The organism is Bacillus cereus group sp. BfR-BA-01310 (genome assembly GCF_022664325.1).
GTDB classification, from domain to species: Bacteria; Bacillota; Bacilli; order Bacillales; family Bacillaceae_G; genus Bacillus_A; species Bacillus_A paramycoides.
Genome location: NZ_JAKUHD010000009.1, coordinates 88491 through 108697, shown reverse-complemented (window position 1 = coordinate 108697; position 20207 = coordinate 88491). Strand labels below are relative to the sequence as shown.

Genomic DNA, 20207 nt, shown 5'->3' with positions numbered 1-20207 from the left:
TGTGAAATATACGTCTTTTTTTATTTGAAGTAAATAATAATGGTAACGCTTGAGAGAGTAAATATTAGTACGTGGGGGAAAAGGCTACCGATCAAAGTGTTACTTTACGGAATATATTCCAAAGGGAAATGAAAAGATAGAAAGGAGTGCAATAAGTAAAAGGAGGAATAACAGTATGGATGTAAAACGTGTGAAACAGATATTATCTTCTTCAAGTAGAATTGATGTTACATATGAGGGAGTACCAGTATGGATTGAGAGCTGTGACGAGCAGAATGGAATTGCTCAAGTGTATGATGTATCTAATCCTGAAGAAAGTGTTCACGTGGATGTGACGGCTTTAGAGGAGAAGTAATAGAAAAGACGCTTCTACTAGTAGAAGCGTCTTTTTGTGCGTTATTCCATCATACTCGCAACTTTTTTAGAGAAGAGAAGGAGTACAAGTCCTAAGACGATAACGATAATACCGATACTTGCAAATACTTCAAGGTATCCTAATGATTGTGTAAAGGAAGCAAGTTTACCTGCTAACCAGTTAGCCATACCCGTACCAGCTAACCATACCCCCATTAGTAATGATGCTAATTTTACAGGAGCGATGGCACTTACCATTGATAGACCGATTGGTGATAAGAATAACTCACCAATTGTATGGAAGAGATAAGTGATAACGATGAATAATAAGTTTGCTTTTACAGTTATATCTGCTTCATTACTTCCAGTTTTTAGAACTGCTAATGTTAAAACAAGGTAACCTATACCTAGTAAAATCATACCTAATGCCATTTTTGTTGGCACTTTTAAATCACCGCGTTTTGTTTTAGAAAGTTTTAACCATAGCATAGATACGAATGGTGCCAGTAGTACGATGAATGCTGGGTTAACTGATTGGAACCAAGATGTTGGAACTTCCCAACCGAAAATTGTGCGATCAACAAATTTATTTGTATAAAGTGTTAGAGAACTACCAGCTTGTTCAAATCCTGCCCAGAAGAATACTACGAAACAAGTTAAAATTACAATTGCCCAAGTGCGATTTTTCTCTTGTTTTGTTAAAGGTTTCTTTTCGATTGTAGGTTGATTTTTTGATTTTTTACCAACAACTGTTGTTCCTGCTTTACCAAGGTAACGAGGAGCTAATAAGTTGAAAACAATTTGTCCAATAATCATACCGATACAAGCTGCTAAGAATCCGTATTTATATCCCATAACAATAACGCCATCAACGCTTGTTTTAAAGAAATCTTCTGCTAAAAATCCACAAATAAGTGGAGCGAAGAAAGCACCTACGTTAATACCCATATAGAAGATAGTAAATGCACTGTCACGACGTGAATCATTTTCACCATACAATTCACCTAACAGTGTAGAAATATTTGGTTTGAAGAATCCATTACCAATAACTAATAGTATTAATCCAAGGAATAGTCCTGTCTTTGTATTCATTGAGAATAGTACAAAGTTACCGATGGCCATAATAATTCCGCCGAGAGTAATGGCATGACGTCTTGTAATATAATGATCAGTTAGCCATCCGCCTATAATTGGCATGAAATATACTGCCGCTGTAAAAGTACCATATAATTGCACTGCGACTGCCTTATCAAATCCTAACCCGCCACTAACAGCAGCAGTTGTTAAATAAAGAACTAAAAGGCCGCGCATTCCATAATAACTAAATCTTTCCCACATTTCTGTTAAGAACAACAAATACAACCCTGGTGGATGTTTCTTTGGTGATTGTTGCTCTCCAGCTTTTTCTAATTTTAAAGCTGCATCCATTTTTGTTTCCCCCTAATCCTGTATAACGGATATTTATGTAATCATTTTAATTTACAAAATATTTAGAAGTCAATAGAATTATATGGAAATAGAAAGAAAATTTCTAAAATAATTCATTTTTTCTTCAACCGTTATTGTATTTTTCCCTGAAAACTATATAATAAGCGTTTTCAAATGTAGTATTTGAATTCTAAAAGAAAATAAAATAGTGATTAATCAGAAAATTTAGATTAAAATATCTATTCCGGTATAAAGAAAATACATTTTATTTACTTTTATAATATAACATATTGGGAATAAAAATACAAAATGAAATAATGTGACATTTCAGTGAAAGAAAAACAACTAGCCCCAAGAAGAGGGGGCTAGTTAGAGAATGTTATTTAATAAAGCGTTTTTTAATGTAACCGAGTAGTAAGTTCGAAGCGATTAATTATTAATAGAAGGAAATGAAAGTAATTCTCATTATCATTGACAACGAGAATTAAGTTGAAATACACTAAAAACGTATCATTTTAATGGTGCTAATGAACAGATTATTATTCAAAATGTGCGTCTGCCAAGGCGTTTACTTGTGGCTATAGATTGAGTACTTGTCGTGGATTTAATTGGACATACATTCTTTACGTTACTACAAATTCCAGCAGGTGTGTTTACATCAGCGATTGGTGCGCAGTATTTTATTTACTTTATAAAAATGGGAATTCATAAAGGGAGATGAATATGCAAAAAGCATTGGAGACGAAACGCTTGACGCTGTCTTATGGTGAAACAATTATTATTGATGAGTTGAATTTAGAAATTCCAAAAGGGGAAATTACAATCTTTATCGGTTCTAACGGTTGTGGAAAATCAACTTTATTACGTTCACTAGCTAGATTATTAAAGCCAACATCCGGTGACATTTTATTAGATAATCAAGCGATTCAAAGTATGCAAACGAAGCAAATTGCTCGTCAAATGGCAATCTTACCGCAAGGACCACAAGCCCCGGAAGGACTTACAGTATTGCAACTTGTAAAGCAAGGGCGATATCCATATCAAACATGGTTGAAGCAGTGGTCAGAAAAAGATGAGGAAATGGTACAAAAAGCGCTTGCTGCAACGGGTATGACAGAATTTGCTGAGCGTGATGTTCATGCTCTTTCAGGTGGGCAACGTCAACGCGCTTGGATTGCAATGACTCTCGCACAAGATACCGATATTATTTTACTGGATGAGCCAACTACATATTTAGATATGACTCACCAAATTGAAGTGTTAGATTTATTATTTGAATTAAACGAAACAGAGCAAAGAACGATTGTTATGGTATTGCACGATTTGAATTTGGCATGCCGTTATGCAGACAACATTGTAGCCATTCAAGATAAACAAATATATGCGCAAGGTAAGCCAGAAGAAGTTGTTGACCAGAAATTAGTTCGTGATGTATTCCGTATGGAGTGTCAAATAAGTACTGATCCGTTATTTGGGACACCACTCTGTATCCCGCATGGAAGAGGAAGACGTATAGTTAAAGAGGCTATTCAGGCGATGAGATAATAAAAAAACGATGAGTGATTCATCGTTTTTTTATTTTTTACAAGAAAATAATAGAAAGAGGGGAATACGTAAGCGGGGTTCGTATTCTTCTTCACTCTGAAAACAATTTCGATTTGGTGAAGCTTCTTTTAAGTTTGTAATTGTAAATCCTGCTTTTTGTAATAACGTGAAATATTGTTCAGTTGTACGATGATATTTAATAACTTCTTGATCAATCCACGGCTCAACTCGTTTCCCTGTTTTAAAATAGTCATCGACGAGCCAGCTAGTTCTTTTACCACTCGTTCGCAGACTTTCAAATGAAGATGTAATAACAGGGTGTTGAACGCTAAAGGTAAAAGTTCCATTTGGTTTTAAAGTTTGGTATACATTTTGAAAAATAATATCAAGATGTGCAATGTAATGTAAGGCGAGTCTAGATGTCACTAAATCGAAAGTAGAAGGAGGGTATGTATAGTCTTTGAGGTTTATAAAATGAACAGTGCCATTTATATTTTCTAGTTGCTTTGTAGCTTTTTCATACATAAGTTGAGAGCCTTCAATGCCGGTGTAAGAGTGGCAACCATTTTCTAATAACTCGATACCAAACTGAGCGTCACCACAGCCTAAATCAAGAATTTGTTTTCCTTGCACATTACCAATGAGCTGAAAGAATACTGGTTTTTCAATAGATTCATTGGGGCTATTTTCTCGGTATCTTCGTTTCATATATTGCTCAAAAAATGCTTCATTATTATATACATCAGATTCTGTAAATGCCATGTTTGAAACCCTCCTAAATATTTTTTTTATTCTATCAAATATGAAAAGTAAATGATAGATTTCTTGTAACGAATCATATATAATCTAAAATTGTAAGCGGTTTCTTTAAGCTATTTTTCTATAATAAATTCTGAAAACGTGTTAAGCTAGTAGAGGGATTATTAGAACTATTAAGATAATAATCCGTTTACATGAACGATGGGAGGCTTCACGATGTCTAGTAAAACACTTGCGAAATTTTTAGAAGAAAATTTAGAGGATTTAAAATCAAAGGGGCTTTATAACGTAATTGATCCGCTTGAAAGTCCAAATGGACCAATCATTACAATTGGCGGAAAAGAATATATTAACTTATCTTCAAACAACTATCTTGGATTAGCGACTGATAATCGCTTACAAGAAGCAGCAATTGGTGCAATTCATAAGTATGGCGTTGGAGCAGGAGCTGTTCGTACAATTAACGGTACTTTAGATTTGCATATTAAATTGGAAGAAACAATTGCAAAGTTTAAACATACAGAAGCAGCGATTGCTTATCAATCAGGATTTAATTGTAATATGGCAGCGATTTCAGCTGTTATGGATAAAAATGATGCGATTCTTTCAGATGAATTAAACCACGCATCTATTATTGATGGTAGTCGTCTATCAAGAGCGAAAATCATCGTTTATAAGCATTCTGATATGGAAGATTTACGTAAAAAAGCAATCGAGGCAAAAGAATCAGGTCTTTACAATAAATTAATGGTTATTACAGATGGTGTTTTCTCAATGGATGGAGATATTGCGAAATTACCAGAAATTGTTGAAATTGCAGAAGAGCTGGATTTAATGACATATGTAGATGATGCACACGGTTCAGGTGTACTTGGTAAAGGTGCAGGCACTGTAAAACATTTCGGCCTTTCTGATAAAGTTGATTTCCAAATTGGTACATTATCAAAAGCAATTGGGGTAATTGGTGGATATGTAGCAGGGAAACAAAACTTAATTGACTGGTTAAAAGTACGTTCACGTCCATTCTTATTCTCGACAGCTTTAACACCAGCTGATGCAGCTGCTTGTATGAGATCAATTGAAATCTTAATGGAAAGCACAGAGTTGCACGATCGTTTATGGGAAAATGGTCGCTATTTAAAACAAGGGTTAAAAGAACTGGGCTTTAACATTGGAGAAAGCGAAACACCAATTACACCTTGTATTATTGGTGACGAAGTATTAACACAAGAATTTAGTAAACGTCTAAATGAAGAAGGCGTATACGCAAAATCCATCGTGTTCCCAACTGTAGCAAAAGGAACAGGACGCGTTCGTAATATGCCTACAGCAGCTCATACGAAAGAAATGTTAGATGAAGCAATTCGTAAGTATGAAAAAGTAGGGAAAGAAATGGGAATCATTTAAGTAACGGCATCTTTTGAATAGCTTGCAAATGAGGAGTGGGGAAAATGAAAAAAATTCTAGTAACCGGTTCTTTAGGGCAAATTGGTTCTGAACTTGTAATGAAACTTCGTGATGTATACGGTGCATCAAATGTTATTGCAACAGATATTCGTGAAACGGATAGCGATGTAGTAAAGTCAGGTCCATTTGAAACGTTAGATGTAACAGATGGACAAAAATTACATGATATTGCAAAGCGTAATGAAGTGGATACAATTATTCATTTAGCGGCTTTACTTTCAGCAACAGCAGAAAAAAATCCGTTATTTGCTTGGAATTTAAATATGGGCGGACTTGTAAATGCATTAGAAGCAGCACGTGAATTAAACTGTAAGTTTTTCACGCCAAGTTCTATCGGTGCATTCGGTCCATCAACGCCAAAAGATAATACACCACAAGATACAATTCAGCGTCCTACTACGATGTATGGGGTAAACAAAGTAGCAGGAGAATTACTATGTGATTATTATCATCAAAAGTTTGGCGTTGATACGCGCGGCGTACGTTTCCCAGGTTTAATTTCTTATGTAGCTCCTCCAGGTGGCGGAACGACTGATTATGCAGTTGAAATTTATTATGAGGCGATTAAAAAAGGTGCATACACCTCATACATTGCTGAAGGAACGTACATGGATATGATGTATATGCCGGATGCTTTGCAAGCGATCATTTCATTAATGGAAGCTGATCCAAGTAAACTAGTGCATAGAAATGCGTTCAACATTACAGCAATGAGCTTTGAGCCAGAGCAAATCGCGGCATCAATTCGTAAACACATTCCGAGCTTTACAATGGACTACGCTGTAGATCCAGCTCGTCAAACAATCGCTGATAGCTGGCCAAACTCTATTGATGCAACAGCAGCAATGAAAGAGTGGGGCTTTAAAGCAGAATACGATTTAGACAAAATGACAACTGATATGTTGGCGAAGTTAAAAAAAAAGCTCACAGCTGAGTTAGTGATGAATTAATAGGAAGAGCCGATTCTTAGGAATTGGCTCTTCGTTCTTTTTGAGAGGGGAGAAAAGAGCAACATGCAAAGAGTTGATGTCGTATATGCACTAATACATGACGAAAAAAGAGATAAAATATTAATGGTACATAATGTAGAACAAAATGTTTGGTCACTACCAGGCGGGGCTGTTGAAAAAGGCGAAACATTAAAGCAAGCACTAGTAAGAGAAGTGAAAGAAGAGACAGGGTTAACAGCTCAGCCAGGAGGACTTGTTGCGATCAATGAAAAATTCTTTGAAGAATCAGGGAATCATGCGCTATTTTTTACATTCCAAGTAAATGTAGTAACAGGTGAACTTTGTGCAGAAGATGAAGGAGAAATCTCCGCAATCGAGTGGGTGGATAGAAAAATCGCGAACGAGCGATTCCCATACTACGATGGAGGGTTCGAATTATTATTAGAAGTAGCCATTCCATACAAGTTTCAACCAGAAACAAAGTAAGTGAATAAAGAAAAAGGAGCCAAATGAGCTCCTTTTTTCTATTCAATCGTTTTCAGTAATAGCTTCTTCAATAGTGGTTTAATCTTCAGGCGTAAATCTTCAGCATGATTTGCAACTAAGAAGTGATGGTTATAAATGTTTTTCATCAATTGATACGTTGCTTCTTTCGCTTCGCCTTCTTCGATGAATATGCCGATTACTTCCATTCCACTTTTACGAGCAAGTTTGACAGCTTCATGTGTATCTAAAATTCCGTCTTGTTGATAGTCTAGTGCAGAAGGTTCACCATCTGTAAAGACAAGTAAGAATTTATGCTTTTCTGGTCTCTTCGCAAGCTTTTCAGAAACGATACGAATAATATACCCGTCACGGTTATCTTCTTCTTCACGAAGCTGCATAATTTCTGGACCGACGTTTGGTAACGTTGAGTTTTTATACGTCACAACCTCATGGATAACGTTCGGTTTATCTTCAGGTTTAGCACTAGAAGCATCTTCCCAGAATCCGCTAATAGCGTGCGGGATTTTTAAAGATTTTAAAGCTTCATGGAATAGTACAACACTCTTTTTCGTTTCTTCCATTTTGTTATACATAGAGCCAGAGCAGTCAACTAATAGTTGGAATGCAACGTCAAGTTCTTGAGATTCTTGTCCCTTTTTATAAAACATGCGCGGCTGTTTTTCTGTATAAATACGAAGGAATTTTTTACGAAGTCTTCCGTAATATTTATCACTATTTGCATTCGTTTTATTTTCAATTGTTTTTTCGATAATTTTCTTTAATTCTTTTACATCTTTATTAACAACTGATTTGATGGCTTGATAATCTTTTTTCTCGTCAGGGTTTGGTTTACGTGCTTCTTTAAATGTATGAGAAGCTCCCACATTATATTTGCCGTATATGCCTTCGTTCTGACTAGAAGCGTGAGATGCTCTTGCTTCTTCTGTATCAGCACCATCGAAGTTAGATTGCGTACTTTTTTGAGAAGTACCTTGTACAGAACCAAGTGCTTGATCACCATCTTCTGATTCGCGAGCCGTATCACCCATCATGTTTGTTTTTGTGCCGCTTTCTAATTCGAAGCGTAAAAAGTTCTCGTTTTCGTTATTTTTATTTTCACGATGCCATGTGGAGAAGCTTTCATCCATTTTGTTTTTATTATCGTCATCATCTATGAGCTGCGTATCATCATTTGCTAATTCTTCGACGCGGCAGTTTTTTTCATCTGCAATAACAGATAAATAAAGCGGAGCATGTCCGAAATAGTTGTTAATCATATCAGTTTCAAGAAGACTTTCTAGGCGATAACGAATTTTTTCAACAATATACATAATATCTTCCGTATTACGAGTTTGGAATGTTTCATGTAAAATCGTTTCAATTTGCTCAAAATATTCATTATTAAACATTTCATATTTATCGCTCGTTAATGAAAGATAGCATAGACAAAATAGACGATCACCGTGATAGTTACGAACACGATTTATTTCATTTTGTGAGCCAAAGTAATTGCGGTACATTTCTTTTCGGCGCTTAAAAATATGCTTTGTGCCAGGACGTAAACTTTTGACGATTTCCTCGACACGTAAATCTTCTAATAGAACAAATAATTGTGTTAAAAACTTTTTTAGAGGAGATTCTTGTAATTCGATTGCGTAAGAGCGAATTAAAGTCATGTCCGAGTAATGTTTATTGCCAAGTGCTTTTAAAAACACTTCGCTTTTTAATCCGATTACTGTATCCTCTTCTTTTCGATCATCCCAAAAGTGACTAATGACAACCTTTTTTTCAATTTCGTCGTAGTATGCTTTGTAACCATACTCAAGATAGGCATCGTCTTCTTTTAGAAGGGCATACATTAAGTTTTCCATTTGCAAAAACAGCGACGCATCAATTTTTTTGTCACTAAAAATTTGTCTCATGAATTATCCCTCAAAGAAATAACTTTCTGCTAATTCACGGACAGTCATTTGTTCTGTTTCATCATTTAATTTTGCGATAATACTACGTTCAATTGCACGCATAACAGGAATATATACACCTAAATCACATGCGTCGATAATACCACGAATACTCGCTGCTTCTTCACTTACGCGTCCATCACGCGCTAAAGGCATAAGGTCGCTTGCAAATGCAACGAATTTTTCAATTGTTGCAGTATCTTTTAATTTTGATTCTGCTAATAATAGTTCTTTTAATGTATCACCTTGAATGTAAGGAACTTCAATAATAACGAAACGGTTTTTTAATGCTTCGTTTAGTTCACTTGTCCCAACATAACCTTCGTTAATCGCAGCAATTACGCGATATTCGTTATCACCGTATACAACTTCTTGTGTAAATGGGTTTGTAATCATTTTACGGTAATCTAACGCACCGTGAAGAAGTGGTAATGTTTCAGGTTTTGCCATATTGATTTCATCAATATATAGGAAATGACCGCTCTTCATTGCCTTCATAAGAGGACCGTTAACGAATGTAACTTCAGATGCGCCGTCTTTTGTTTGTAATGTGTTGTATCCTAAAATACCTTCTACATCTAAGTCGACAGAACAGTTAATGCTATGCATTGGTTTTTGGAATAAAGAAGAAAGAGTTTCCGCTAGTACTGTTTTACCACTACCAGTCGGTCCTTTTAATAGAATATTTTTACCAAGTAAAAGTGCTGTAATTGCATCCTCAATAATGCTGTTATCAGATGCTTTATATATTTTACTTCCAATTAAATGTGCATTTTCGCCAGCTTCTTGTTTATTCTTTTCGTGAATTGCTGAAAGCTGTTGTTTTAAATCAGCATGTATATGAAATTGTTCTAACATGTATTTCCCACCTAACATTATTTTCATAAAGTAATACATCTTATGATAACTTGTTTTAATATGGTATGCAAAGAAAAGGAGAGAGGGGAAATGTAAAAGAAAAAGCAATCAATATTATATTGATTGCTTATAGTAAAGGAGAAATGAGTCGCATGAAAGACTCTAATATTCGTTTTTTTATACTTCTTTTTTGGAAAGAGTTCCATTTAATTTCAGTGGAATGCTTAAAGTCTTCTTCAAAATCGTGCTTAATATCATGAACGGTTTCTGATTCATAAAGTACACTAATAATTTCATAATTTAATTCAAAGCTACGCACATCCATATTTGCTGTTCCAATTGTTGCGATCTTATCATCAACGAGTACAATTTTCGCATGCATAAAACCATCTTTATAACTGTAAATGGAAGCACCAGCTTTTAAAAGTGGAGTGAAATAGGATTGAGATGCTTGATCACTAATAATGCTATCACTTTTACCTGGATATAAAATGCGTACATCTATGCCGGATATTGCACTTAAGCGTAATAATGTTAAAGTTTCTTGATCTGGAATAAAGTATGGTGTAGCGATCCAAATAGATTTTTTGGCAGAGCCCATAACAGCTAGTAATGTATTACGAATACTTTTATCATCGGAGCTTGGTCCACTTGCTACAATTTGAACAGCACCTTCTGCATTCGAAATTTCTTTACCAGGGAAGTATTGTCTATTCATAAATTGATCCCAAGAATACGTATTCAAACCACTAGAGGCATAAAGCCAATCTTCTAGAAAGATTGCTTGTAATTTATATAATGCTTTACCTTCTATTTTTAAATGACTATCACGCCAAACGGGAAATTTCTTTGAACGGCCGAGATATTCGTCACCGACGTTGAGTCCTCCAGTAAATCCAATTTCTCCATCTACAATAACAATTTTACGATGGTTACGATAATTGACCGTTTCAAGTAACCAAGCTGAAAAAATAGGGTCAAATTCTACAATTTCAATTCCAGCTTCTTTCATAGGCTGTAAAAATCGTCTTCTTAACGTGTTACTTCCGAGTCCATCATAAAGGAAGCGTACAATAACCCCAGATTTTGCTTTTTTTATTAAAGCATCTCGAACTTTTGTGCCGATTTCATCGGATTTATAAATATAGTATTGAATATGTATATGATGTTTTGCATGCTCGATGGCTTGTAGAATTTCTGAAAATGTTTGATCTCCGTTTGTTAAAAGTTTTGTAGTCGTTCTATCTGCGGCAGGACCGCCTCCGAATTTTTGTACGACTTCTGTTAAATGTGTAGAACGCTCGCTTAATGGAACTGTGAGTGATAATTCTAGTCGTCTTCCTTCTAAAATTTCACGGAATAATTTTCTTTGTTCTTCTGAACGATGGAGATGTTTTTTTCTTCTCCAACGGCTACGCCCGAAAACGGAGTATAAAAGCACACCTACAAAAGGGAGAAGTACTAATACTAAAAACCATGCTAAGGTGCTTTGAGGAGACCTGTTTTCGATAAAAATAACGAATGAAATTCCTATGATTGTGATGGACCACAGAGCACCGACAAATGTATATACCGAAATATACGATGTATTTATCAAGAAAAGAACGATAGATACGACTGTAAATATTAATAATAATTGAACGATAGGTTTCTTCATTTCTATAAAATTCCTCTAATCTTTCTGAAATATAGACTTCTTATATAAAAGGTGTAATCCGACATTCTTATTATAAAGTGTTTTGTTTTTTTTACAAAATATAGACATTTTCCCCATGCTTTCCGCATTTGTCCTACATACAGTATATTGTTACGTTTTTATATAGAAAAGGAGATGAATAAAGTTTACAGCCGTCCAGTTGGAGGCTTCGGACATGGCGGATATGGCCATCCATATTATTCAGATACTCCATATTATACGGATTATCAACAGTATCCTTACTATTCATACAGCACATATTAAAGTAGGGAAATTGAAAAGGAGAGGAAGCAAAATGAACTATATAGGAAATGATGGCGGATATTATCGTAATCACCATGGGGGTGGAGGGCATCATCATCATCATGGCGGACATAATTATCACGGAGGACACAACCATTATGATCACCACCATCATCACGGTGGTGGATGGGGCTGGGGTGGCGGCTCGTGGGGAGGAGGAGGATTTTTTCCAGGAAGTTTTGCAGGTGGAGTATTAGGAGGGCTTACGGCTGGAGCATTAACAAGTACAGCTAGTGGTGGATATTATCCAGCGCCATATCCGGTAACTTATCCTGCACCGTACCCAACACCATATCCAGTTTATCAGCAAACATCGTACCCGCATTATTAGACTAAAAAAGAGGATATCCTCTTTTTTAGTCTAATAATGTATTTATTTAAAAAAACTTCCAAAAATAAGGTGGAAATATGTTAATATTTTATTATTGTAATTCAAGAATAAATACCGATATAAATCCACACACGTAATATTTATAAATGAATATATTTTTATGTCTTAATATTAATTCTGCTATTTGTAGGTAGTTAGATTTATACCTCAATGATTCATGAAAGCATAGGGTTAGGTGATAGGGGTTAAATTTTCACTTTATAAATGAATAGAATGTAAGAAGAATATTATATAATAAGGTCAGATAATCAGAGAGGAAATAATTCCCTAATATAATTAAAATAGCACTATATTGCTTTTTCTTATAAATAATATTATGTTATTTTAATCGGCCTATTTTAAAAAATTGTGATTAATGTAAAGGCACATTAGTTAGAAAATGAAATATCTCTATTTCTATGAAGAGAAACAAGTTGTGTTTTAGCCAGATAGGAAGCAAGGAGAGGTGCGCATGCTAGAACAAAGAGGTCATGCATTATATGACTCTTCATTGCGAGATTTAAAATTAGCATTAGATGAGTCTTCAATTGTTGCTATTACAGATCGAAATGGTCTTATTACATATGTAAATGATAAATTTTGTAAAATCTCAAAATATAAAAGAGAAGAGTTAATCGGAAAAGATCATCGTATTTTAAATTCGGGATACCATCCGAAAGCATTTTTTAAAAATTTATGGAAACGTATTTTGAGTGGAAAAGTCTGGACAGGTGAAATTCGAAATCAAGCAAAAGATGGTACATATTATTGGGTTAAAACAACAATTGTTCCATTTTTAAATGAAACAGGAGAACCTTATCAATTTATTGCAATTCGAAATGATATTAGTAGTAGGAAAGCGACGGAACAACGTTTAAGATTAAGTGAAAGCCGTTATAGGGAACTTGCTTATCATGATGCTTTAACGAGTTTACCAAATCGTTTGCAGTTAATAACGACTGTAAATGAGATGATTGCAGAGAAGCAAGAGTTTGGCATGATTTACTTTGATTTAGATCGTTTTAAATTAGTAAATGATACGTTAGGTCATATGATAGGAGATCTACTTTTAAGTGAGGTGGCCTCACGGTTACATTATGTGCTAGGAGAGAAAGATGTTCTAGCTAGGCTTGGTGGAGACGAATTTGTTCTACTAACAAAAAATCATACACAAGATGAGATGAGGCAATTAGCGACATCCGTATTGTCGTGCTTCCAAGCACCATTTATGCTTGAAGGTCATGAAGTATATATTTCTGCTAGCTTAGGACTATGCTCATATCCACAAGATGGAAAAGATGTTGAAGCTTTATTGAAAAATTCGGATTTAGCCATGTATAGTGCAAAGGAGCAAGGAAGAAATGCAGCGTGCTTCTTTACAGATGAATTACGTGCGAAAATAAATCGTAGAATGAAAATAGAGTTTGCTTTGCAAAAAGCAATTCGTGACGAAGAATTAAAAGTGGTATTACAGCCAATTATTGATTTGAAAACAAAGAAATGTACTGGTGTTGAGGCTTTAGTACGTTGTACGACAGAAGAAGGTCCTATTTCACCAAGTGAATTTATCCCTGTAGCTGAAGAGTGTGGGCTTATTATAAAACTAGGAGACTGGGTATTAGAAAAGTCATGTCGATTGTTTAAAACATTACCAGAGTATCAAGAAGGGCTGAGATTATCCGTTAATTTATCAATACAGCAATTGATGCAAAAGCGTTTTATTTTATCTGTTCGTAGTATATTAAAGCGAACTGGATTTCCACCGAATCGTTTAATATTAGAAATAACAGAAAGTATAGCTGTACGCCATTTTGATTATATTATCGCTACATTACAAGAATTAAGAAGTATGGGAGTTTTAATCGCCTTAGACGATTTCGGAACAGGCTATTCTTCATTATATTATTTAAAACAACTCCCACTTGATATTGTAAAAATCGATCGTAATTTTATTCGGGAGTTTCATTATGATCACGCACAACCAGAGAGAACGATTGTGAAATCCGTTACTGAAATTGCTCATAGTTTAAATTTAGCAGTAGTTGCTGAAGGGGTAGAAACGGTAGAACAAGAAAGTTTATTGAAATCAATGGGTTGTGATTATGTACAGGGGTTTTATTATGCAAAACCTTTAACGGTAGGAGAGCTAAAAGAAAAGTTAATAAACGATTTTTGATAAAGAAAGAGAAGCGGAAAGCTTCTCTTTTTTTTATTAGTTTTTTTGTGAATCTTTCATTAAAACTGGATAAAGAATAAGACCTACTACAAACAAACCAATTCCTAAGAAGAATGTTTTTAAATCAGCAGTGCCTGTTTTAATCACCCAAATGGAATATAAAAATGCTAATGCAGTAATGATTCCATCTTTTATTCGAGATCCAGGCATTATGTCATACGTTTCTCCCGTAATAACTAATTTTAATTGGTACAAGGTAGAAACAAGGTACGGAATTAAATATGCTAATGTTGCTACAACAATGGCGAAATTATATGCTTCTGAAACAGTACCAGAAATCGTCGAAAATAAGAAAATTTGCGTCATCACATTTGTAATAAATAATGATTTTGAAGGACTTCCTTTTTTATTCGTTTTTCCGAAAACCTTAGGGAAAAGTCCATTTTTTGCTGCTTGGTAAGGCACTTCTGAGCTAACAACGATCCAGCCTACAGTAGATCCAAATAAAGATACGAGCGCAAGTAGTGCCATTATATAAGCACCTTTAGTACCAATCGCTAAATTTAATGCATCTACTAATGGCTTTTGAGACTCTTTTAAAGCATCTTGTGGAAGAGCACCCATTGTCAGTAAAGTAATTGCCATGTAAATAAGAAGAGCGATAATTAATCCGAAAATCGTAGCTTTCTTAACATCGCGCTGAGATTTTGCTCGGTTAGAAAGCATAACGGCTGACTCAATGCCGATAAAGGCCCAAAGTGTTGCAATAGCAGCTGAATTGATTTGTCCACCTAACGAAATGGATTGCCCTGCTTCATTCATAAATGTTTGACCGTCTCCGAAATTAGAGGCATTAAAAATGAATAATGTGATTACAATAAACATTGTAAATCCAATAATTTTTGCAATGGTAGCAAGAAGGTTCATATTTCCAGCTCGATCAATATTTTGAGAAAGAATATATTGAATTCCCCATAACATAAGGCTACATACTAGGAAAGTTAACCCTTTTCCTAGTTCTAGTGAAAATCCATTTATTGAAAAGAGAATTTGCTTACTTTGTAAAACGGGAAAGAATGTTGATAAATATCCTGCGAAGGAAATAATTACAGACGCTGTAGCAGCCCAGTTAGCAGCCCAGTATCCCCAAGCCATACTATATCCTGCAACTTTACCTGCCTTTTGAGAAGGAAACATTGCTTGAGCATAACTTTGTGGCCCGGCTTTTAATTCTGGCTTGCGAATTGCTAAATTTCCGAATACGAGTGCAATCATAAATACACCAAGTCCTGTAATACTCCAAGCAAGTGTAGAGCCCATTGGACCTGATACTTGTGCTAAGTTTGCTGGAAGCATAAATACACCGCCCCCAACCATATTTCCGATAACAAAAGCTGTTAAAATCCATAATCCCCATTTTTTCGTTTCCATTTTTGTTAACTCCTTTGTAGTAAGTTTTGCTTAAACATCATTTTTTACTAGCTTTTTATGCAATAAAAAAAGAGCCATGTAGATAAAAAATACCTACATGGCTCTTTGCCAAAGCGTAGGTACAATGGGAATAACCCTTGTACCTACGCGTAATTTTTCCGCTAGGTTTCAAGGGTTAAGTATGATGATGATGTTTTTGTGCAAATGTAACTACAGTTGTATAAGTAAGCATAGTTCTTTGCTCCCTTTCTCCTCTGATTTTGAAGTTAGTATACTACATGTTTTTTTGAATGAAAAGAAAAATATAAAAAAAATTATAAAAATACGTTTTAGAGACTAAATATTTATCTATATTTTTCTTGTACTGGAAAATAAGTGAGAGATTGGCAGAAGAGTGTTGCATGGTATAATACATATAGAATTAGAAGGTGACAAGGGGTTATTGTAGATGATGAGTAAGTATGAACAAATTTATACAGAAATCAGCAAGTCTATTGATAATAAACAATTAAAAGAAGGATGCAAAATTCCATCAGAAACAGAATTAATGAAGCAGTATGAGGCAAGTCGAGGTACTGTAAGAAAAGCTGTAGATTTATTGCAAGAGCGTGGATATGTTCAAAAAATACATGGAAAAGGTGTTTTTGTTTTAAAGCGAAAAAATATTGAATTTAACTTTGGAGGCATTGTAAGTTTTCAAGAAGAAAACGAGCGTTTAGGCCGTCATTGTATTACAGATGTCGTGGAAATAGAGAAAATGAAAGCGACGAAAGATGTAGCAAAGTTATTAAACGTGAAAGAAAACACAGAAATAGATCATATTAAACGCGTGCGAAATATTGACGGAGAAAAAGTAATTTTAGATATAAACCATTTTGTATCTGAATATATTCCAGGATTAACGAGAGAAATTGCAACTGAATCGATTTATAAATACATTGAGAAAGAATTAGGACTACATATTAGTTATTCACAGAGGGTAATTGAAGTACAGCCATGTACAGATAATGACCGAAAGTATTTAGATTTAAATGGAACAGACTATGTTGTCGTTGTAAAAAACTTTACGCATTTGTACGATGGGAGTCAATTCGAATATACGGAATCACGTCACCGTTTAGATATCTTTCACTTTTCGGATGTGGCGCGAAGAAAATAAAGAGATGGAACGAATAACGTTTCATCTCTTTTTTTATAAAAAAATAACCAACTCGTATATACGAGTGTTGACTAACTTATATATACGAGTTAATATGTAATTGTAAACGGTATCAAAAAAAGAAAAGAGGGACGGGAATATGGGGAAAGACTATCGTAAAACAGCAGAAGAAGTGCTGCAGTATATTGGAGGGAAAGACAATATTGAACAAGCTGCGCACTGTGTAACGAGGCTCCGTATAGCTTTAAAGGATGAAAGTAAAATAGATAATGATAAATTACAGTCTGTTTCATTAGTAAAGGGAGTGTTTCATAACGCTGGGGTGTTTCAAATTGTAATTGGTCCAGGAGACGTAGATCGTGTTTACGCTGAATTGATAACGCTTGCAGGTATGAAAGAATCGACAGTAGCTGATGTAAAAGACTCAGGGGATAAAAAATTAAATCCAGTTCAAAAGTTTGTAAAAGTATTTTCAGATGTATTTATGCCGATTTTACCAGCGATTATTACGGCAGGTTTACTAATGGGGATTAATAACCTGTTAGGAGCGAAGGACTTATTCTTTGATGGGAAAAATTTATTAGATGTTTATCCGAACTTAAGTGGACTTTGGGATTTAATTAATATGATGGCCAATACTGCATTCGTATTCTTACCAGCACTTGTCGGTTGGTCAGCGACGAAGCGTTTTGGTGGTAGTCCGATATTAGGAATTGTTATGGGATTAATGCTTGTGCATCCGGATTTATTAAATGCTTGGAATTATGGAAAAGCAGCAGCAGGATTAGATGGTCAAAAAATTGAGTACTTCAATATTTTAGGATTATTCCAAATTGAGAAAGTAGGATATCAAGGTCAAATTTTACCGATTTTAGTAGCGGCATTCGTATTAAGTAAAGTAGAAATCTTTTTAAAGAAACATGTACCAAACGCAATTCAATTATTAGTTGTACCAATTACAACAATCGTTGTAACAGGTGTATTAGCATTAGGAATTATTGGTCCAGTTACACGTCATATTGGAGATTTATTAACAGCTGGATTAGTAGGGGTATATGAAACAGTGCCAGTAGTTGGAGCAGTATTATTTGGAGCATTATATGCACCGTTAGTAATTACAGGTATGCATCATATGTTTATTGCAATTGATTTACAATTAATTGCGCAGCATGGCGGTACGTTTATTTGGCCGATGATTGCTCTTTCTAACATTGCACAAGGTAGTGCGGCACTGGCAATGTTCTGGATTTCTAAAAATCAAAATGATAAAAGCATGGCATCGACATCAGCAATTTCAGCGTACTTCGGTATTACAGAGCCAGCGATGTTCGGTGTGAATTTACGAAATAAATTCCCGTTCTATGCAGCGATTATTGGTTCTGCTATAGCGGCGATATTCATTACATTAAATGGCGTATTAGCACCGGCTATTGGAATTGGCGGATTGCCAGCATTTATTTCTATCGTTCCGAAATCGATCCCAATGTTTATTTTAGGAATGATTATCGCAGTGGTAATTCCATTTACGCTAACATGGCTATTTGCGAAACGAGTAAAACAGAAGTAGGAGGAAGTTAAGCATGAAGGATTGGCATAAAAGTGTAGTCTATCAAATTTATCCGAAGAGCTTTAATAGTTACTACAATAAAGGAACTGGCGATATAAAAGGAGTTACAGAGAAACTAGATTATTTGAAAGAACTCGGAGTAGATTATATTTGGTTAACACCGATATACCAGTCGCCACAAAACGATAATGGTTATGATGTCAGTGATTATTATCGTATAGATCCGTCTTACGGAACGATGGAAGAGTTTGAAGCGCTTTTAGAAGAGGCGAAAGCACGTGATATTGAGATTATGCTCGATATTGTTGTAAACCATAGTTCGACAGAGCATAAGTGGTTTAAAGAAGCGAAGGAAGATAAAAATAGTCCGTATCGTAATTATTATATTTGGCGTGATGAAAAGAATAATTGGCAGTCTAAATTTGGCGGATCTGCTTGGAAATATGATGAAAAGACAGAGCAATACTTTTTACATCTATTTGATGAAACGCAAGCGGATTTAAATTGGGAAAATGAAAGGCTTCGTGAAGAAGTGTACGATATGATGCGCTTTTGGCTAGATAAAGGTGTAAAAGGATTCCGCCTTGATGTTATTAATTTAATTTCAAAGGATCAAAGGTTTTTAAGTGACGAAGGAAGTACGGCTACAAGTGATGGGCGTAAATATTATACGGATGGCCCACGCGTTCATGAATATTTACAAGAGATGAACCGAAATGTGTTTGAAGGAAAAGATGTTATGACAGTTGGAGAAATGTCATCTACGACAATTGGTAATTGCATTAAATATTCAAACCCTGGTCGTAATGAACTAAGCATGACGTTTAGTTTCCACCATTTAAAAGTAGATTATCCGGATGGTGATAAGTGGACGAAAGCTGATTTTGATTTTATTAAATTAAAAGAAATTATGTCTAATTGGCAAATTGAAATGCAAAAGGGCGGAGGATGGAATGCATTATTCTGGTGTAATCATGATCAGCCGCGCATTGTGTCACGCTTTGGGGATGATGGGAAGTACCGAAATGAATCTGCTAAAATGTTAGCGACAGCTATGCATATGTTGCAAGGAACACCTTACATTTATCAGGGTGAAGAAATTGGTATGACGAATCCTAACTTCCGTTCTATTGAGCAATATCGTGATGTAGAATCGTTAAATATATATGATATAAAACAGGAAGAAGGCTTATTAAAAGAAGAGATTATAGAGATTTTAAAACAAAAATCTCGTGATAACTCACGTACTCCGATGCAGTGGAATGAAGAGGTGAATAGCGGTTTCACAACGAATACACCGTGGATTCCCGTAGCTGAAAATTATAAAGAAATTAATGTGGAAAACGCATTAAATGATAAAGAATCTGTATTTTATCATTATAAAAAGTTAATTGAACTTCGAAAAACATATGATGTAATTACAGAAGGGAAATATGATGTTTTAGATAAGAATCATCCTAAGATTTGGGCATATACACGCACTGTGAATAATGAATTATTACTTGTTATAAATAACTTCTATGGAGAAGAAATAACATATTCTGCACCAGTGAATGTTCAATTGGATGGAATGAAACAAGAAGTATTATTATCCAATTATGGAGACTCAAGCAAGGAGATAAATAATCTCGTGCTGAGACCGTATGAGTCAATTGTATATCGATATACGAAATAAAAGGTTGTATGCCCGCGCGGCA

The 20207-nt window shown here is 35.0% G+C and carries 17 protein-coding genes and 1 pseudogene; 12 read left to right on the top strand and 6 right to left on the bottom strand.

All coding sequences use genetic code 11. The annotated features are described in order from the left end of the window. The first annotated feature begins 175 nt into the window (after positions 1-175). Positions 176-355 (top strand): acid-soluble spore protein H, encoded by a 180-nt coding sequence (locus MR109_RS18435; protein ID WP_071717547.1) that lies wholly within the window; start codon positions 176-178, stop codon positions 353-355. Between the two features lie 41 nt (positions 356-396). Here the strand turns inward: MR109_RS18435 and MR109_RS18430 are convergent, their stop codons facing one another. Next, a complete protein-coding gene (locus tag MR109_RS18430; protein WP_242273452.1) occupies positions 397-1782 on the bottom strand; it encodes a peptide MFS transporter in 1386 nt (461 codons plus the stop codon). Positions 1783-2380: 598 nt separating this feature from the next. Here MR109_RS18430 and MR109_RS18425 point away from each other — a divergent pair. Together MR109_RS18425 and MR109_RS18420 are read left to right on the top strand one after the other, a co-directional pair. Then, positions 2381-2503, top strand: a complete 123-nt coding sequence (locus MR109_RS18425) for a hypothetical protein (RefSeq protein WP_269431809.1) — start codon at positions 2381-2383, stop codon at positions 2501-2503. 2 nt (positions 2504-2505) lie between these two features. Further along, positions 2506-3327, top strand: coding sequence for an ABC transporter ATP-binding protein (locus MR109_RS18420; protein ID WP_242273450.1), 822 nt, complete (start codon positions 2506-2508; stop codon positions 3325-3327). 30 nt (positions 3328-3357) lie between these two features. Here MR109_RS18420 and MR109_RS18415 read toward each other — a convergent pair whose 3' ends face one another. Beyond that, the gene (locus MR109_RS18415; RefSeq protein WP_242273447.1) at positions 3358-4089 is read right to left on the bottom strand and encodes a class I SAM-dependent methyltransferase; all 732 of its coding nucleotides are present in this window, start codon (positions 4087-4089) and stop codon (positions 3358-3360) included. A gap of 213 nt (positions 4090-4302) precedes the next feature. Between MR109_RS18415 and MR109_RS18410 the strand changes: the two genes are divergently transcribed. The 3 genes from MR109_RS18410 to MR109_RS18400 all read left to right on the top strand — a co-directional run bounded on the left by MR109_RS18410 (position 4303) and on the right by MR109_RS18400 (position 6989). Continuing rightward, positions 4303-5493 carry a glycine C-acetyltransferase gene (locus MR109_RS18410; RefSeq protein WP_002174837.1) on the top strand — a complete coding sequence of 397 codons (1191 nt, stop codon included), beginning with the start codon at positions 4303-4305 and terminating at the stop codon, positions 5491-5493. Between the two features lie 44 nt (positions 5494-5537). Then, entirely contained in the window at positions 5538-6503 is a 966-nt protein-coding gene (locus tag MR109_RS18405) for an L-threonine 3-dehydrogenase (protein ID WP_242273445.1), read from the top strand. Positions 6504-6566: 63 nt separating this feature from the next. Then, a complete protein-coding gene (locus MR109_RS18400) occupies positions 6567-6989 on the top strand; it encodes an NUDIX hydrolase (RefSeq protein WP_242273442.1) in 423 nt (140 codons plus the stop codon). A gap of 38 nt (positions 6990-7027) precedes the next feature. On the opposite strand, the gene MR109_RS18395 is transcribed toward MR109_RS18400, so the two are convergent. The 3 genes from MR109_RS18395 to MR109_RS18385 all read right to left on the bottom strand — a co-directional run bounded on the left by MR109_RS18395 (position 7028) and on the right by MR109_RS18385 (position 11465). Then, a complete protein-coding gene (locus tag MR109_RS18395) occupies positions 7028-8911 on the bottom strand; it encodes a vWA domain-containing protein (RefSeq protein ID WP_071717553.1) in 1884 nt (627 codons plus the stop codon). A gap of 3 nt (positions 8912-8914) precedes the next feature. Further along, positions 8915-9808, bottom strand: a complete 894-nt coding sequence (locus tag MR109_RS18390; RefSeq protein ID WP_098473952.1) for an ATP-binding protein — start codon at positions 9806-9808, stop codon at positions 8915-8917. Between the two features lie 127 nt (positions 9809-9935). Continuing rightward, positions 9936-11465, bottom strand: coding sequence for a cardiolipin synthase (locus tag MR109_RS18385; protein ID WP_048370716.1), 1530 nt, complete (start codon positions 11463-11465; stop codon positions 9936-9938). 63 nt (positions 11466-11528) lie between these two features. On the opposite strand from MR109_RS18385, the pseudogene MR109_RS30425 reads away from it, so the two are divergent. From MR109_RS30425 to MR109_RS18375, 3 genes and pseudogenes are all read left to right on the top strand, one after another. Further along, positions 11529-11768: pseudogene (locus tag MR109_RS30425) on the top strand (hypothetical protein). 31 nt (positions 11769-11799) lie between these two features. Next, on the top strand, positions 11800-12138 hold the full coding sequence (locus MR109_RS18380; protein ID WP_098306248.1) for a hypothetical protein: 339 nt from the start codon (positions 11800-11802) through the stop codon (positions 12136-12138). A 511-nt stretch (positions 12139-12649) separates the two neighbouring features. Further along, the gene (locus tag MR109_RS18375; RefSeq protein WP_048370718.1) at positions 12650-14353 is read left to right on the top strand and encodes a putative bifunctional diguanylate cyclase/phosphodiesterase; all 1704 of its coding nucleotides are present in this window, start codon (positions 12650-12652) and stop codon (positions 14351-14353) included. A 36-nt stretch (positions 14354-14389) separates the two neighbouring features. On the opposite strand, the gene MR109_RS18370 is transcribed toward MR109_RS18375, so the two are convergent. Next, a complete protein-coding gene (locus MR109_RS18370) occupies positions 14390-15784 on the bottom strand; it encodes an amino acid permease (protein ID WP_098473953.1) in 1395 nt (464 codons plus the stop codon). 448 nt (positions 15785-16232) lie between these two features. On the opposite strand from MR109_RS18370, the gene treR reads away from it, so the two are divergent. From treR to treC, 3 genes are all read left to right on the top strand, one after another. Next, on the top strand, positions 16233-16943 hold the full coding sequence (gene treR, locus MR109_RS18365; protein WP_098306254.1) for a trehalose operon repressor: 711 nt from the start codon (positions 16233-16235) through the stop codon (positions 16941-16943). Between the two features lie 139 nt (positions 16944-17082). After that, complete coding sequence (treP, locus tag MR109_RS18360) at positions 17083-18510, top strand: PTS system trehalose-specific EIIBC component (protein WP_242273439.1); 1428 nt, start codon at positions 17083-17085, stop codon at positions 18508-18510. 13 nt (positions 18511-18523) lie between these two features. Continuing rightward, a complete protein-coding gene (gene treC / locus MR109_RS18355; protein ID WP_242273437.1) occupies positions 18524-20185 on the top strand; it encodes an alpha,alpha-phosphotrehalase in 1662 nt (553 codons plus the stop codon). Positions 20186-20207 lie beyond the last annotated feature (22 nt).